This window comes from Amycolatopsis sp. NPDC059235 (genome assembly GCF_042754125.1).
Lineage (GTDB): Bacteria > Actinomycetota > Actinomycetes > Mycobacteriales > Pseudonocardiaceae > Amycolatopsis > Amycolatopsis albidoflava.
Genome location: NZ_JBHZAG010000009.1, coordinates 79702 through 92540 on the forward strand (window position 1 = coordinate 79702; position 12839 = coordinate 92540).

The following is a 12839-nucleotide window of genomic DNA, read 5'->3' on the forward strand; positions in this document are numbered from 1 at the left end:
CATCGTTGTTCGATGCCATCGCACAGGCAAGCGGAAACTGTGAGATGGACGCGGCGCTCGGCACGGCTCTACCGTCGAAGCCATGGGCACCGACACCTTCTGGTCCGACGTCGACCGGCACCTCGTCCGCTACGCCGGCCCCGGTTCGTTCACCGGCGAGATCATCGACCGCGCCGAGGGCAGCTTCGTCTTCGCCGAAGGCGGGCGGAAGATCCTCGATTTCACGTCCGGGCAGATGAGCGCGATCCTCGGGCACGCGCATCCGGAGATCGTCGAGACCGTCCGGAAGCAGGCCGCCAAGCTCGACCACCTGTTCAGCGGGATGCTGAGCCGCCCGGTCGTCGACCTCGCGCGGCGGCTCGCCGAGACGCTGCCAGACCCGCTGGAGAAGGCGCTGCTGCTCACCACCGGCGCCGAGTCCAACGAGGCCGCGCTGCGGATGGCCAAGCTGGTGACCGGCAAGCACGAGGTCGTCTCGTTCGCCCGGTCCTGGCACGGCATGACGCAGGCCGCGGCGAGCGCCACCTACAGCGCGGGCCGCAAGGGCTACGGCCCCGGCGCGCCCGGCAACTTCGCCATCCCGGTTCCCGGCGCGGACTGGGAGCGCCAACTGGACCTCGCGTTCGACCTGATCGACGCGCAGTCGGTCGGCAGTCTCGCCGCGTGCCTGGTGGAGCCGATCCTCAGCTCCGGCGGGATCCTCGTGCCGCCGCCGGGGTATTTCCAGGCGCTGCACCGGAAATGCCGGGAACGCGGCATGCTGCTGATCCTCGACGAAGCACAGACCGGGTTGTGCCGCACCGGAACCTGGTACGCCTTCGAGCACGACGGCGTCGTCCCGGACATCCTCACGGTGTCCAAAACCCTCGGTGCCGGTCTGCCGCTCGCCGCCGTGCTGACGAGCGCGGAAATCGAGCAGGAAGCCCACGAACGCGGGTACCTGTTCTTCACCACGCACGTCTCGGACCCGCTTCCCGCCGCAGTCGGGAACACCGTGCTGGACGTGCTGATCCGCGACCGCCTCGACGAACGCGCCCGCCGGCTCGGCGACCGGCTGCGCACCGGCCTGGACGAAATCGCGGCGCGGCACGAGTCGGTCGGCGAAATCCGCGGCCGGGGACTGCTCGCCGGACTGGAGCTGAGCGGCGGCGGCCCGGACGCGGACAAGCTCGGCGCCCGCGTGACGCAGCGATGCCTCGAACTCGGGCTGCACATGAACATCGTGCAGCTGCCCGGGATGGGCGGGGTGTTCCGGATCGCGCCGCCGCTGACGGCCTCGGACAGCGAGATCGACCTCGGTCTGTCCATTCTGGACGAAGCGATCGGGGACGTCTCGTAGCTCAGCGGGGAATGCGGCCCGCGATGGCCGTCGCCGCCTTCTTGGCAACGTCGCAGGTGTCCCCCGAGCCTTTGTCCTGCACGGCGGCAAAGACCAGCTCGTTGGTCGTCACGGCGAGAATGACGGCGCAGCTGTTCTGCCAAGAGCCGCGGGTGTCCATAGTGCCCGCCTTGTACCCGGCGATGTCGGAGATCGGCTTGACCATCGAGCCCTCGAACTGGACGGCATAGCCGTCGGCATCGACCTCCGAGATGGTGACGCTGTAGCCGGGGCCCTCGCACCGGCGGCCGTCGGCCTTGGGCGCGGCACTGCTGTCCTGGCTGCTGAGCTCGGGCACGTCAGCGGGCTTGAGCAGGCTGCACGGATCAGTGTTCGCGAGCGGGGTGCCAGTCTTGGCGTCCGGTGCGGCGCTGCTTTCAGCGGTCACCACATTCTTGTCGCCGCCCTCGGTGCTGCTGCCGCAGGCCGCCAGCCCCAGCCCACCGGCCAGTACCGCAGCAGTCGTCGCCACCACACGTCGCATCGCATCCCCCACGGGTTCGGTCTGAGCCGGGACAGTACTGAAGAAGCTCCCTAGCGGCACCTTGGACGACCGCTCACGGCGTCCGGTTCCCCCTACTCGTCCCGGTTCAGGGGTGGGTCCCCGCGGCCGCCGCGATTAGCGTGCGCGGGGTCAACGCTGCTGCCGGGGGTGGGGAAATGCGGTCCAAAGCTACCGTCCTGATACTCGTTCTGACGCTGCTCGGCACCACCCCAGCCGCCGCGAGCCCCGCCATCGCTCTCAACGGCCTTTCCCGCCCGGTCGACCTGCTCGTCGACAAATGGGGCGTCCCGCACATCTACGCGGCCAACACCTCGGACCTGTTCTACGCGCAGGGATTCACCGTCGCCCGCGACCGGCTCTTCCAGCTCGACACCTGGCGCCGCCGGGGGCTCGGGTTGCTCAGCGAGGTCCTCGGCGAGTCCTATGTGGACCAGGACCGCGCGGCCCGGCTCTTCCTCTACCGCGGCGACATGAAAAAGGAATGGGCCGCCTACGGTCCCGAAGCCAAGCTCGCCGCCACCCGGTTCGCCGAGGGGATCAATTCCTACGTCGACTGGCTCGCCAAGCATCCGGAAGCGGCCCCGCCGGAGTTCGGCAAGCTCGGCTACCAGCCGTCGCGCTGGCAGCCCGAGGACGTCGTCCGGATCCGCACGCACGCGATCGGCGACAACCTGATGTGGGAGGTCGCCCGCGCGCAGATGGTGTGCCAGGCCGGGCCGAACGCGAGCAAGTACCTCCGCGGCCTGCACCCCGATCACGAGGCCGCGGTGCCCGAAGGTCTCGATCCCTGTTCAGTCCCCGGCGACGTGCTTTCCGTGTACAACAAGGCAACCGCGGCCGTCACGTTCCCGAAGGGCGTCGCCGGGCCGAAGGACATCGCCGACGCCACCAGCGGCAGCAACTCGTGGGCGATCGGCCCGGACCGCACCGCCACCGGACGCCCGATCCTCGCCAACGACCCGCACCGAGGCGCCGACGCGTTGCCGTCCGGTCGTTATGTCGCCCAGCTTTCCGCCCCCGGCCTGAATCTCACCGGAGCCGGCGAGCCGTGGAACCCGGGCATCGCCATCGGGCACAACGATTCCGTCGCGTTCGGACTGACGAACCTGCCGGTCGACCAGACCGACCTCTACGTCTACGAACTCGACCCCGCCGACCACAGCCGGTACCGCTACCGCGACGGCTGGGAGCCGATCACCAAGGTCACCGAAACCATTCCGGTGCTGGGCGGCCAGCCGGTCACCCGCGAGCTGTCGTTCACCCGGCACGGCCCGATCGTGAAGGTCGACGAAGCGGCGAACCGGGCGTTCGCCGTCCGCACCGCGTGGACCGAGCCGGGCAGTGCGGCCTACCTCGGCAGCCTGAACTACCAGCGTGCCCGCGACTTCACCGAGTTCACCTCCGGAATGCGCAACTGGGGCGCACCCGGATCGAACCTCGTCTACGCAGACGTCCACGGCGACATCGGCTACGTCCCCGGCGCGCTGACCCCGCGCCGCACCGGGACCGGATACGACGGCCTGCTGCCCGTCCCCGGAGACGGCCGCTACGAATGGAACGGCTTCCACGCCAACTCCGAACTCCCGTGGCAGCACAACCCGCCGGCCGGATTCTTCGCCTCCGCCAACGACTACAACCTTCCGCCCGGCTTCCCCGTGGTGTCCAACTACGAGTGGCAGCTGCCGTATCGCAAGGAGCGGATCGACGAGCTGATCAAGTCCGCGCCGCGCGCCCGCGTCGCCGATTCGCTCGCCATCCAGCGGGACGAAAAGTCCTTGCTGGCCACGCGGCTCACCCCGTTCCTGCGGAACCTGTCGTCCACCGATCCGGACACCGCGAAGGCACTCGATCTGCTGCGCGGTTTCGACGGTGTCGCCTCGGTGGATTCCGCCCCGGCCGCGCTGTACGAAACGTGGCTGCTGAAGTACCTCCACGGCGGCTGGGCGCACACGATGCTCCCGCAAGCCGCCGCGGACGTCCTGTCCCGCACCATCAATCCGGACTTCAGCCTCGTGCTCGCGTCCTTCGCCGACCCCGACGCGTGGTTCGGCCCGGGCGGCGCGGCCAAGCGCGACAAGCTGATCCTCGACACGCTCCCGCTCGCTTTCCGCGACGTCGCCGGAAAACTCGGCGGAGACCCGGCGAAATGGCGCTGGGGATCGCTGCAGTACCAGGAGTTCGCGCATCCGGCGGGCGGCCCGAACGTCGGCCCGACCCCGGTCGGCGGCGACTACCAGACCGTCCACCCGTCGTTCTTCCATCCGCTCACCTACCAGCAGATCATCGGCGCGACCTTCAAGATGGCGCTCGACGTCGGCGACTGGGACGCGTCGCGGGCGATCAACGCGCCCGGCCAGTCCGGCGATCCGCGCAGCCCGCACTACCGCGATCTGAACGACCTGTGGGCGTCCGGCGGCTCGTTCCCCCTGCTCTCGAGCCGCGCGGCGGTCGAACGGAACCTCGACACCCGGATCCGGCTGGTCCCGAGGTTCACTTCGGGAAGCTAGCGCGCAGCCGGACAAGAGGGACCGCCGCGCAGGCCAGCAGCACGGCGCAGGCCGTCTGCAGCAGCAGGAACCAGAACGGGCACGCGCCCGGAATGAGGTCGACGCCGACGAGAGCGACCGGAGCGACGATCGAGACGAGCCGCGCCCGCTGATAAGCCCGGTTCGACCCCTTCGCCGCGAGCGAGACCAGCCAGTACACGATCACGGCGCTGACCGGCACCAGGGCGGACCGCGTCCACATGAAGCTGGTCGCCGTGCCGGTGGAGGCCGCCAGGGCGACGATCGTCCCGAAGACGGCGGCGCCCGCCACTCCGTAAGCCACGACGAACCCCTTCACGAGGCCGAAGGGACGCTGGGCGGCGGCGGGGCGTTCGATGGTCTGCATTGCTGTTCTCCCTTGTGGTTTCCCGTTGTGCCAGCAACGCTAGAAAGCTGCGGCCCGGCCCGGTATGGGCCTGGCCGCACAAGGGGGTGGGCCTGGACCCACTCCTGTCCCGCGACGGCGGGAATCCGGCGTTTCGTGGTGCACAGTGGACCCCGAAGCCGGATGGACAGGGGGAAGAAACGATGCGACAGCTACGGTCCTGGATGCGCGACTGCGGGGTGGGATTCGTCCGCGCCGCCCAAGCCGCGGGCGTGGCCCTGCTGGTACCGGTGGTGTGGGCGGCCGCGGTGGGCCTGTGGCAGCTGTGGGGCGGCAGCGCGTGGTCGTGGATCGCGCCGTTCGTCTGGGCGGCGATCGGGACGCTGCTGCTGGCGAAGCCGGTGTGCCGGATGACCCGGACCATGGTCGCGAACTGGACCGGGATCGTGCTCCCGCCCGGATACCGCGAACTGCCGCCGATCACCCAGCTCTCGACCGGTTACTGGTGGAACGGCCACTCCTACTCCCGCTCCCGGGAGGACGCCCGGCGCGAGCAGCGGATGAAGAACTGGCGCTACGACCCGGCGACCTGGCGGGACCTGCGGTTCGCCCTCCTCGCGCCGGTCTCGTTCGGCCTGGTCGCGCTCGTGCCGCTGCTCGGCGTCGTCGCGGCGGTCCTGGCGCTGACGGCCCTTCCCACCGGATACCTGTCCGGCCTGCTGTTCACGATTGCGACCGCGCCGTACGCGTGGCGAAGCGTCATCCCGGTCGCGACGCGGTTCCTGGGCGCGTCCGCGACGATGGAGCTAGCCGACCGCGTCGACACTCTCACCGCCTTGCGCGCGGACACGACCATCGCGCAAGCCGCGGAAATCCGCCGCATCGAACGGGATCTGCACGACGGCGCGCAAGCCCGGCTGGTCGCGCTCGGCCTCGCGCTGGCGACCGCGGAGAAGCTGATGGAGACCAATCCGGAGCAAGCCAAGGAATTGCTGCGCGACGCCCGGGCCGGCGCGGCCACGTCGCTCACGGAATTGCGCGAGCTGGTCCGCGGCATCAGCCCGCCGGTGCTGAACGAACGCGGCCTCGCCGACGCTGTCCGCGCGATGGCGATGGACCTGCCGCTCGACGTGACGGTCGAGACCGATCTGCCGCAGCCGCTCGACCCGCCGATCGAATCCGCGCTGTACTTCGGGATCGCCGAACTGCTCGCCAACGCGGTGAAGCACTCGCGCGCGTCGCACATCCAGGTTTCCCTTCTGCAGGAAGGGAATCAGCTGCGCGCGGAGGTCGAGGACGACGGCCGCGGCGGGGCCGAAATCCACCCGGAAGGCGGGCTCGGCGGGCTGCGCCGCCGGCTCGCGGTCTTCGACGGCACGCTGGAGATCACCAGCCCCGAAGGCGGGCCGACCCGAGCGTGGATGATGGTGCCATGCGCATCGTCGTAGCCGAGGACCTCTACCTGCTGCGGGACGGATTGGTCCGGCTCCTGCAGGCCTACGGCCACGAGGTGGTGGCGACCGCGACGACCGGTCCGGAAACCGTCGCCGTGCTGCGGGAACACCGGCCGGACGTGGCCGTGGTCGACGTCCGGATGCCGCCGACGCAAACCGACGAAGGCCTGCGCGCGGTGCTCGCCGCGCGACGTGAGACGCCCGGGTTGCCGGTGCTGATCCTGTCGCAGCACGTCGAGCAGCTCTACGCCCGCGAACTCCTGGTCGGCGGGGCCAGCGGCGTCGGATACCTGTTGAAGGACAGCGTTTTCGAGGCTGAGCAGTTCATCGACGCCCTCGAACGTGTCGCGGCCGGCGGCACCGCGATGGACCCGGCGGTGATCTCGAAGCTGCTCACGAGCGGATCGCCGGATCAACGGCTCGGCACGCTGACTGAGCGGGAGCGTTCGGTGCTGGAGCTGATGGCGGAAGGGCTGTCGAACACCGCGATCGCCGGGCGGCTGTTCCTGAGCGAAAGCGCGATCAGCAAGTACACGACGTCGCTGTTCGGCAAGCTCGGCATCACCGACGACGAGACCGGCAACCGCCGGGTCCTGGCCGTGCTGACGTACCTCAACTCGTGAGTGCTGATCACGGCTAGAACCGCGATCAGCACTCACGACGGGGTCAGTTGACCAGATTCCCGAAGCGCCGCAACGTTTCCTCCGCGCCCAGCGCCTGCGTGATCGAGTGCAGATCCGGGCTGCGCGTCGACCCGGTGATCGCGATCCGGATGATCTGCGACGCCTCGCGGATCGAACCCGGGTACGCGTCCGGGTCCTTCTTGAGTTCCTTGGCGTTCTTGGCGAAGCCGTGCTTCGCCGCGACGTCGCGGATCTGCTGGAACCACTCCTGGCCGTCGTCGAGCTGCTGGTACGCCGACACGAAGTCCGACGCCACCGCGCGCACGACGTCCGCCGGAACGCCCAGCGCCGCGATCCGCTCGTCCTCGGGACCGGTCGCCGCCTGGTGCAGCTGCGGGAAGAAGAACCCGTAGACGGCGCGGAACTCGCTCCACTTCTTCAGGTCCTTGCGCGGGTTCTCGACGCCTTCGCGCTCCACCGCCAGCGCGCGCAGCGCCAGCTCCCGCGAGGACTCCAGGACCGCCTTCAGCTCCGGGTCGAAGCGCTCGGCCCACTCCAGCACCGACGCGAGGATCTCCTCGCCGGACAGCGTCGCGACGTAGTCAGCGGCAAGGTCGTCCAGCTTCACCAGGTCCACGAGCGGGCCCGCGACGCCGCACTCGTCGAGGTTGATCGGCGCGTCGAGTGCTTCGGCGAGCGGCATCTCGGCGAGCCGTCCGTTCGCCAGGCCGCGCAGGTAGTACAGCACCGCCGGAACCGGGTAGCCGGCTTCGAGGTAGAAGTCGACGGAGGCTTCCGGGTCCTTGCGCTTGGACAGCTTCCGCTTGCTGCCGCCCTCCTGCTTCATCAGCGGCGCGATGTGCGCGTACTGGATCGGCTCGAACCCGAGCGCGTCGAAGAGCTGCTGGTGCGTCGGCACCGACGAGATCCACTCGTCGCCGCGGATCACCAGGTTGACGCGCATCAGGTGGTCGTCGACCGCGTGCGCGAAGTGGTAGGTCGGCAGCCGCGGGCTCTGGTCGGAGCTCTTGAGGATCACCACGTCGTTGCGGTTGGCCTCGGCCTCGATGGTGCCGCGGATCGCGTCGGTGAAGCGCACGCGCTGCCCCGTGTCGTCCGGCGCGCGGAAGCGGACCACCCACGGCTCGCCCGCGTCGAGCTTCGCCTGTACGTCGGCCGCGTCGGCGTCGCGCCAGATCGCCCACGAGCCGTAGTAGCCCGTCGGGAGCTTCGTGGCCTGCTGCCGTGCGGTGATGGACGCCAGTTCGTCCTTCGTCGCGAAGTCGATGTACGCCCGGCCTTCGCGCAGAAGGTGCCGTACGTAGGTGAGGTAGATCTGCTCGCGCTCGGACTGCCGGTACGGGCCGTACTCGCCGCCGCGCACCGCGTCCTCGTCGGCCTGCAGCCCGAAGTACGCGAAGCCGCGCTCGAACTGCTCCAGCGCGCCCTCGACTTCGCGCGACTGGTCGGTGTCCTCGACGCGCACGAGGTAGCGGCCCTCGGAACGGCGCGCGACGTCCTGGTCGATCGTCGCGACGTAGATGCCGCCGATGTGCACGAAGCCGGTCGGCGACGGGCCGAACCGGGTCACCTTCGCGCCGTCGGGCAGCTGCCGGGCCGGATAGCGCTGTTCCCAGTGCTCAGGCTCGGGCAGATCCGCGGGGAACAGGGCGTCGATGACCGCACGGTCCAGCATCGGAGGTCGGGTCTCCCAGGTCGTTCGGGTGTTTTCGCTAGTGCTTCGAGTATCGCCGACCGCCGTCTCCGCCGGTCGCTCAGGTCCCCGGGTTGCCGGTCCGGTTGTCGGTGCGGTTGTCGGCACGGTTGCCAACCGACCGTTTCCGATATATCGTGAACGTGTCGCAACAGTTCGAGAAAGGAAAACAAGACCATGAACCGACGACGACACCCGTTCCCCGGCGGACGCTCCTTCCCCGGCGGACATCACGAACACGGAGAACACGAAGAGCACGGACGGTCCTCTTTCGGCCCCTGGGGCCGGGAATTCGGCGAGTTCGCCTTCGGGCCCGGCGGGCGCGGACGACGCGGCCACGGTCCGGGCGGCGGACGCCGGGGCTCCCGGCGCGGCCGGCGCGGCGACGTGCGGGCGGCGATCCTCACCCTGCTCGCGGAACAGCCGCGGCACGGGTACGAGATCATCCGCGAGATCGGCGAGCGCAGCGGCGGGCTCTGGAAACCCAGCCCCGGCTCGATCTACCCGACCCTGCAGATGCTGGCCGACGAAGGCCTGGTCGTGAGCCGCGACGAGAGCGGGAAGAAGCTCTTCGAGCTCACCGACGAGGGCCGCACCACCGCCGAGCAGCAGACCGGCACGCCGCCGTGGGAGCACTTCACCGACGACGTCGAACCGGTCGAGCACGACCTGCGCAAGGCAGGCGCGACGCTCGCCGCGGCTGTCGTGCAGGTGATGCGCGCGGGCAGCGAGAACCAGCAGGCCCGCGCGGTAGACGTGCTTAACGAGGCACGCCGGTCGATCTACTCGATCCTCGGCGAGGTCGAAGACTCGGACGATTCCGCCGAGTCCGGAGAGGCAGCCGAGTGACCGGGCAGGACGAGGCCGGTGGGCTTGACGCGGCAATGCACGCGATAGCCCACCGGCAGCGTCACTTCGCCCGGCCCCGGGTTCAGCTGCCGCGTGTCGGCGATCGCCCGCTGCGCGACCTTCGCGCTGAACTCGATCTTCAGTACTGATTCCGCCGCGGCGAAGTCCGCGAAGCGCCAACGCGTGCGTACGCGCCGGCAGTTGAAGCCGTGCGCGGCGAAGAAGCGTTCCACCGCAGGCGGGTCGTAATGCGGCAAATCTGCTCGCATCCACCCGCCGTACGGCTCACTGGTCACGTCGAGGTCGACGATCACGATCGATCCTCCGGGCCGCAGCACCCGTTCCGCTTCGCGCAATCCGGGTTCGCAGCCAGGGCCGAAGAAATACGCGGTGCGCGCGTGCACGACGTCCACACTGGCGTCGTCCACCGGCAACCGCTGCGCCCGTCCCACGCGAACCCGCACGTTCTCCAGGTCCCGCACCCGTCGCTCCGCGTCCCGCGCGAGCGGCGGGTGCGGTTCGATTCCGAGCACCGAACGCGCGTCGGCGGCGAAGACCGGCAAGTGGTATCCGTCACCGCAGCCGAGATCGAGAACGTCGCGGCCGGTCCAATCGGACTCTTCGCGCAGTACGCGCCAGATCTCGCCGTCCGCGTCCTGCGCCCGGTTTTCGACGTCGTAGACGTCCTGGTAGTACCAAATGTTCGGGCTGGGAACGACTTCTCCGGACGCCGCCGGACCGCGGAAGAACCAGCGCACAACACTCCTCTCCGGTCACGGGACGCCGACGGCTTTCCCGCTCAGAGCGTAGAACCCCGCCCCGCCGAATACACTTCTCCCTCATCGGGGAGGAGACACGCAATGTCGATCGGCTGGCCAGGCGCCCGGACGATCCCGGCAGGATTGCCCTGCTGGGTCGAGGTGGCGTGCCACGACGAAGCCCGCACCCAAGACTTCTACTCCCGCCTTTTCGGCTGGGAATACGAAACCCGGCGCGATCCCGCGTCGCCGACCGGCCGGTACTCCATCGCCTCGTGCGACGGGGTCGCCGCCGGTGGTCTATACCAAGCAGGCGCCCGCAGCGCGCCCGGCTGGACGATGCAGCTCGCGGTGCCGCACACGGCGAGCGCAGCCGAATGGGTCGAGCACCTCGGCGGACAGGTGACGCTCGGACCGGTCGCGATTCCCGACCGCGGCAGCATCGTGCACGCGATCGACGCGTGCGGCGCGCCGGTGGTGTTCTGGGAAGCGCCGCCGGACTGGCAGTTCGCGGGCGGCGTGCCCAACACGTTCAGCGGCGCGGACCTCAACACGCACGACGGCGTGGCCGCGGACCACTTCTACACCAAGCTGTTCAACTACTCGAGCCGTCAGGTCGGCGACGGGGAAAGCGTTGACTATGCCGAATATTCCATTGAGCACACGGCGGTGCTGTACCGCTATGTGATGGGTCCCGAATACCGCCGGGACACTCCCCCGCACTGGCTCGTGTACTTCGAAATCGACCCCGCGCGCGGAGCGGACGCGACGGCAGGCGAGGCGCTGATGCTGGGCGGTTCGGTGGTGATCGAGCCGTACGACACGCCGTTCGGCCGCACCGCGATCCTCGCCGATCCGGACGGCGCGGTGTTCGCGGTGATCGACCACTCGCGGGTGCTGGAAGACGTGGGCCGCGCCGAGGTCGACGACCCGTACGACGACTGAGAACTCAGGCAGGAACGAAGGCCGACAGCAGCAGCCACGACACGACGGCCGAGGGCAGCAGCGAGTCGAGGCGGTCCATGATGCCGCCGTGGCCGGGCAGCAGCGTGCCCATGTCCTTGATGCCGAGGTCGCGTTTGATGAGCGATTCGACGAGATCGCCGAGTGTCGCGGTGAGCACGATGGCAGCGCCGAAGATGACGCCCTGCCAGGCGTGGCCGTCCAGCATCAGGCTGATCGTGAGCACGCCCGCGGCGATGCCCGCGATCATCGAACCGGCGAAGCCCTCCCAGGACTTCTTCGGGCTGATCGTGGGCGCCATCGGGTGTTTGCCGCCGAGCACGCCGGCGATGTAGCCGCCGGTGTCGGAAGCGACCACGCCGATCAGGAAGGTGAGAACCCGGCCGACACCGTCGTGCGGCGGCACGAGCATGGCCGCGAACGCGCCGAACAACGGCAGGTACGCGGCGGCGAAAACGGAAGCGCCGACGTCGCGCACGTAGCCCTTGGCGCCGCCGGGCAAGCGCCACAGCAGACAGGCGAGAACGGTGAGCACGAACGCGGTGAGCGCGCCTTCCCGGCCGAACGGCCAGGCCAGCCAGATCATCGCCTGCCCGCCGACGAGCACCGGGATCAGCGCGACCTTGGTGTCCGCGACGCGGCGCAGCACGCCGGAGAACTCGAACGTGCCGACCGCGATCGCGGCGGCGATGACCCCGATGAAGAGGAACCGGACGGTGACCAGGGAAACGATGATCGCGGCCCCGAGCAGCAGCCCGACGCCGATCGCCGCGGGAAGGTTGCGCCCGGCCCGGGACGCCTTCTTCTCCGGCTCGGCTTTCGCGTCGTCCGCGAGTTCGCCCCCGTCCGGAACAGGATCGCCGTTCAGGCCCTTCGCCGACGCGCCCTTGCGCGCGGCTTTCGCCCCCTTGGCCGGCCCGTCCGCGGGAACGCCTTTCGCACCCTTCGCCGACTCGTCTCCGGTTTCCGCCTGCTTCCCCGACGCGGCACCGGATTCCGCGCGCGAAGCCGCCGCGGAGTCCGTTTTCCGCCGCACGGCAGGGTTTTCCGGAGCCGGTTCCGGCCGCGACACCGGGTCCGGCTCGGCGGCCGGGTCCGGTGGCGGGATGTCGCTCACCCGCTCGTCGCGTTCCTCGCTCACCTGGCTCATCAGACCTCGAGCAGCTCGGCTTCCTTGTGTTTCACCAGCTCGTCGACCTGGTGCACGTAGGTGTCGGTGAGGTTCTGCAGCTCCTTCTCGGCGCGCGCGACCTCGTCCTCGCCCGCTTCGCCGTCCTTGGCGATGCGGTCGAGTTCTTCCTTGGCCTTGCGGCGGATGCTGCGGATCGAGACGCGGGCGTCCTCGCCCTTGCCCTTCGCGACCTTCACCATCTCCTTGCGCCGCTCCTCGGTGAGCTGCGGGATGACGATGCGGATGACGTTGCCGTCGTTGCTCGGGTTGACGCCGAGGTCGGACTCGCGGATCGCCTTCTCGATGGCGTTCAGCTGCGTCTGGTCGTAAGGCTTGATCAACGCCATCCGGGCTTCCGGCACGTTGACGCTGGCCAGCTGGTTCAGCGGGGTCGGCGCACCGTAGTACTCGACGACGATGCGGGAGAACATCGACGGGTTGGCCCGCCCGGTGCGCACCGACGTGAGGTCTTCCTTCGCGACGGACACCGCTTTTTCCATCTTCTCCTCGGCGTCGAGGAGGGTCTCGTCGATCACGGCTACTCCCGGTGTTG

Annotated in this window: 12 protein-coding genes; 6 read left to right on the plus strand and 6 right to left on the minus strand. The window is 69.4% G+C overall.

Annotated features, from left to right (window positions below; translation table 11 throughout):
• Positions 1-82 precede the first annotated feature (82 nt).
• A complete protein-coding gene (locus ACFXI3_RS08930) occupies positions 83-1339 on the plus strand; it encodes an aspartate aminotransferase family protein (protein ID WP_378399081.1) in 1257 nt (418 codons plus the stop codon).
• Between the two features lies 1 nt (position 1340).
• Here ACFXI3_RS08930 and ACFXI3_RS08935 read toward each other — a convergent pair whose 3' ends face one another.
• Positions 1341-1862: a DUF3558 family protein gene (locus tag ACFXI3_RS08935; protein WP_378399083.1), complete on the minus strand. Its 522-nt coding sequence runs from the start codon at positions 1860-1862 to the stop codon at positions 1341-1343.
• A 176-nt stretch (positions 1863-2038) separates the two neighbouring features.
• On the opposite strand from ACFXI3_RS08935, the gene ACFXI3_RS08940 reads away from it, so the two are divergent.
• Positions 2039-4390, plus strand: coding sequence for a penicillin acylase family protein (locus ACFXI3_RS08940; protein WP_378399085.1), 2352 nt, complete (start codon positions 2039-2041; stop codon positions 4388-4390).
• Here the strand turns inward: ACFXI3_RS08940 and ACFXI3_RS08945 are convergent.
• Positions 4374-4775: a hypothetical protein gene (locus ACFXI3_RS08945; protein ID WP_344286026.1), complete on the minus strand. Its 402-nt coding sequence runs from the start codon at positions 4773-4775 to the stop codon at positions 4374-4376. The genes ACFXI3_RS08940 and ACFXI3_RS08945 overlap by 17 nt on opposite strands.
• 182 nt (positions 4776-4957) lie before the next feature.
• On the opposite strand from ACFXI3_RS08945, the gene ACFXI3_RS08950 reads away from it, so the two are divergent.
• Both ACFXI3_RS08950 and ACFXI3_RS08955 read left to right on the plus strand, forming a co-directional pair.
• Positions 4958-6202: a sensor histidine kinase gene (locus tag ACFXI3_RS08950; protein WP_378399087.1), complete on the plus strand. Its 1245-nt coding sequence runs from the start codon at positions 4958-4960 to the stop codon at positions 6200-6202.
• Entirely contained in the window at positions 6187-6831 is a 645-nt protein-coding gene (locus ACFXI3_RS08955) for a response regulator (protein WP_378399089.1), read from the plus strand. The genes ACFXI3_RS08950 and ACFXI3_RS08955 overlap by 16 nt, the downstream gene beginning before the upstream one ends.
• Positions 6832-6874: 43 nt before the next feature.
• On the opposite strand, the gene ACFXI3_RS08960 is transcribed toward ACFXI3_RS08955, so the two are convergent.
• A complete protein-coding gene (locus tag ACFXI3_RS08960; RefSeq protein WP_344286023.1) occupies positions 6875-8527 on the minus strand; it encodes a glutamate--tRNA ligase family protein in 1653 nt (550 codons plus the stop codon).
• A 195-nt stretch (positions 8528-8722) separates the two neighbouring features.
• Between ACFXI3_RS08960 and ACFXI3_RS08965 the strand changes: the two genes are divergently transcribed.
• On the plus strand, positions 8723-9394 hold the full coding sequence (locus ACFXI3_RS08965) for a PadR family transcriptional regulator (protein ID WP_344286022.1): 672 nt from the start codon (positions 8723-8725) through the stop codon (positions 9392-9394).
• Here the strand turns inward: ACFXI3_RS08965 and ACFXI3_RS08970 are convergent.
• Positions 9328-10152 (minus strand): class I SAM-dependent methyltransferase, encoded by an 825-nt coding sequence (locus tag ACFXI3_RS08970; RefSeq protein ID WP_378399091.1) that lies wholly within the window; start codon positions 10150-10152, stop codon positions 9328-9330. The two genes, ACFXI3_RS08965 and ACFXI3_RS08970, sit on opposite strands and share 67 nt — an antisense overlap.
• Before the next feature lie 102 nt (positions 10153-10254).
• Between ACFXI3_RS08970 and ACFXI3_RS08975 the strand changes: the two genes are divergently transcribed.
• Positions 10255-11097, plus strand: a complete 843-nt coding sequence (locus ACFXI3_RS08975; RefSeq protein ID WP_344286020.1) for a VOC family protein — start codon at positions 10255-10257, stop codon at positions 11095-11097.
• Between the two features lie 4 nt (positions 11098-11101).
• Here ACFXI3_RS08975 and ACFXI3_RS08980 read toward each other — a convergent pair whose 3' ends face one another.
• Together ACFXI3_RS08980 and frr are read right to left on the minus strand one after the other, a co-directional pair.
• Positions 11102-11983, minus strand: a complete 882-nt coding sequence (locus ACFXI3_RS08980) for a phosphatidate cytidylyltransferase (protein ID WP_378399166.1) — start codon at positions 11981-11983, stop codon at positions 11102-11104.
• A 281-nt stretch (positions 11984-12264) separates the two neighbouring features.
• Positions 12265-12822: a ribosome recycling factor gene (gene frr, locus ACFXI3_RS08985; protein WP_344286019.1), complete on the minus strand. Its 558-nt coding sequence runs from the start codon at positions 12820-12822 to the stop codon at positions 12265-12267.
• Between the last annotated feature and the right edge of the window lie 17 nt (positions 12823-12839).

Coding starts and splice junctions, on each gene's coding strand:
- ACFXI3_RS08955 (WP_378399089.1), top strand. CDS start 6,187: ATGCGCATCGTCGTAGCCGAGGACCTCTACCTGCTGCGGGACGGATTG.
- ACFXI3_RS08950 (WP_378399087.1), top strand. CDS start 4,958: ATGCGACAGCTACGGTCCTGGATGCGCGACTGCGGGGTGGGATTCGTC.
- ACFXI3_RS08960 (WP_344286023.1), bottom strand. CDS start 8,527: ATGCTGGACCGTGCGGTCATCGACGCCCTGTTCCCCGCGGATCTGCCC.
- ACFXI3_RS08965 (WP_344286022.1), top strand. CDS start 8,723: ATGAACCGACGACGACACCCGTTCCCCGGCGGACGCTCCTTCCCCGGC.
- ACFXI3_RS08945 (WP_344286026.1), bottom strand. CDS start 4,775: ATGCAGACCATCGAACGCCCCGCCGCCGCCCAGCGTCCCTTCGGCCTC.
- ACFXI3_RS08975 (WP_344286020.1), top strand. CDS start 10,255: ATGTCGATCGGCTGGCCAGGCGCCCGGACGATCCCGGCAGGATTGCCC.
- ACFXI3_RS08930 (WP_378399081.1), top strand. CDS start 83: ATGGGCACCGACACCTTCTGGTCCGACGTCGACCGGCACCTCGTCCGC.
- ACFXI3_RS08935 (WP_378399083.1), bottom strand. CDS start 1,862: ATGCGACGTGTGGTGGCGACGACTGCTGCGGTACTGGCCGGTGGGCTG.
- ACFXI3_RS08940 (WP_378399085.1), top strand. CDS start 2,039: ATGCGGTCCAAAGCTACCGTCCTGATACTCGTTCTGACGCTGCTCGGC.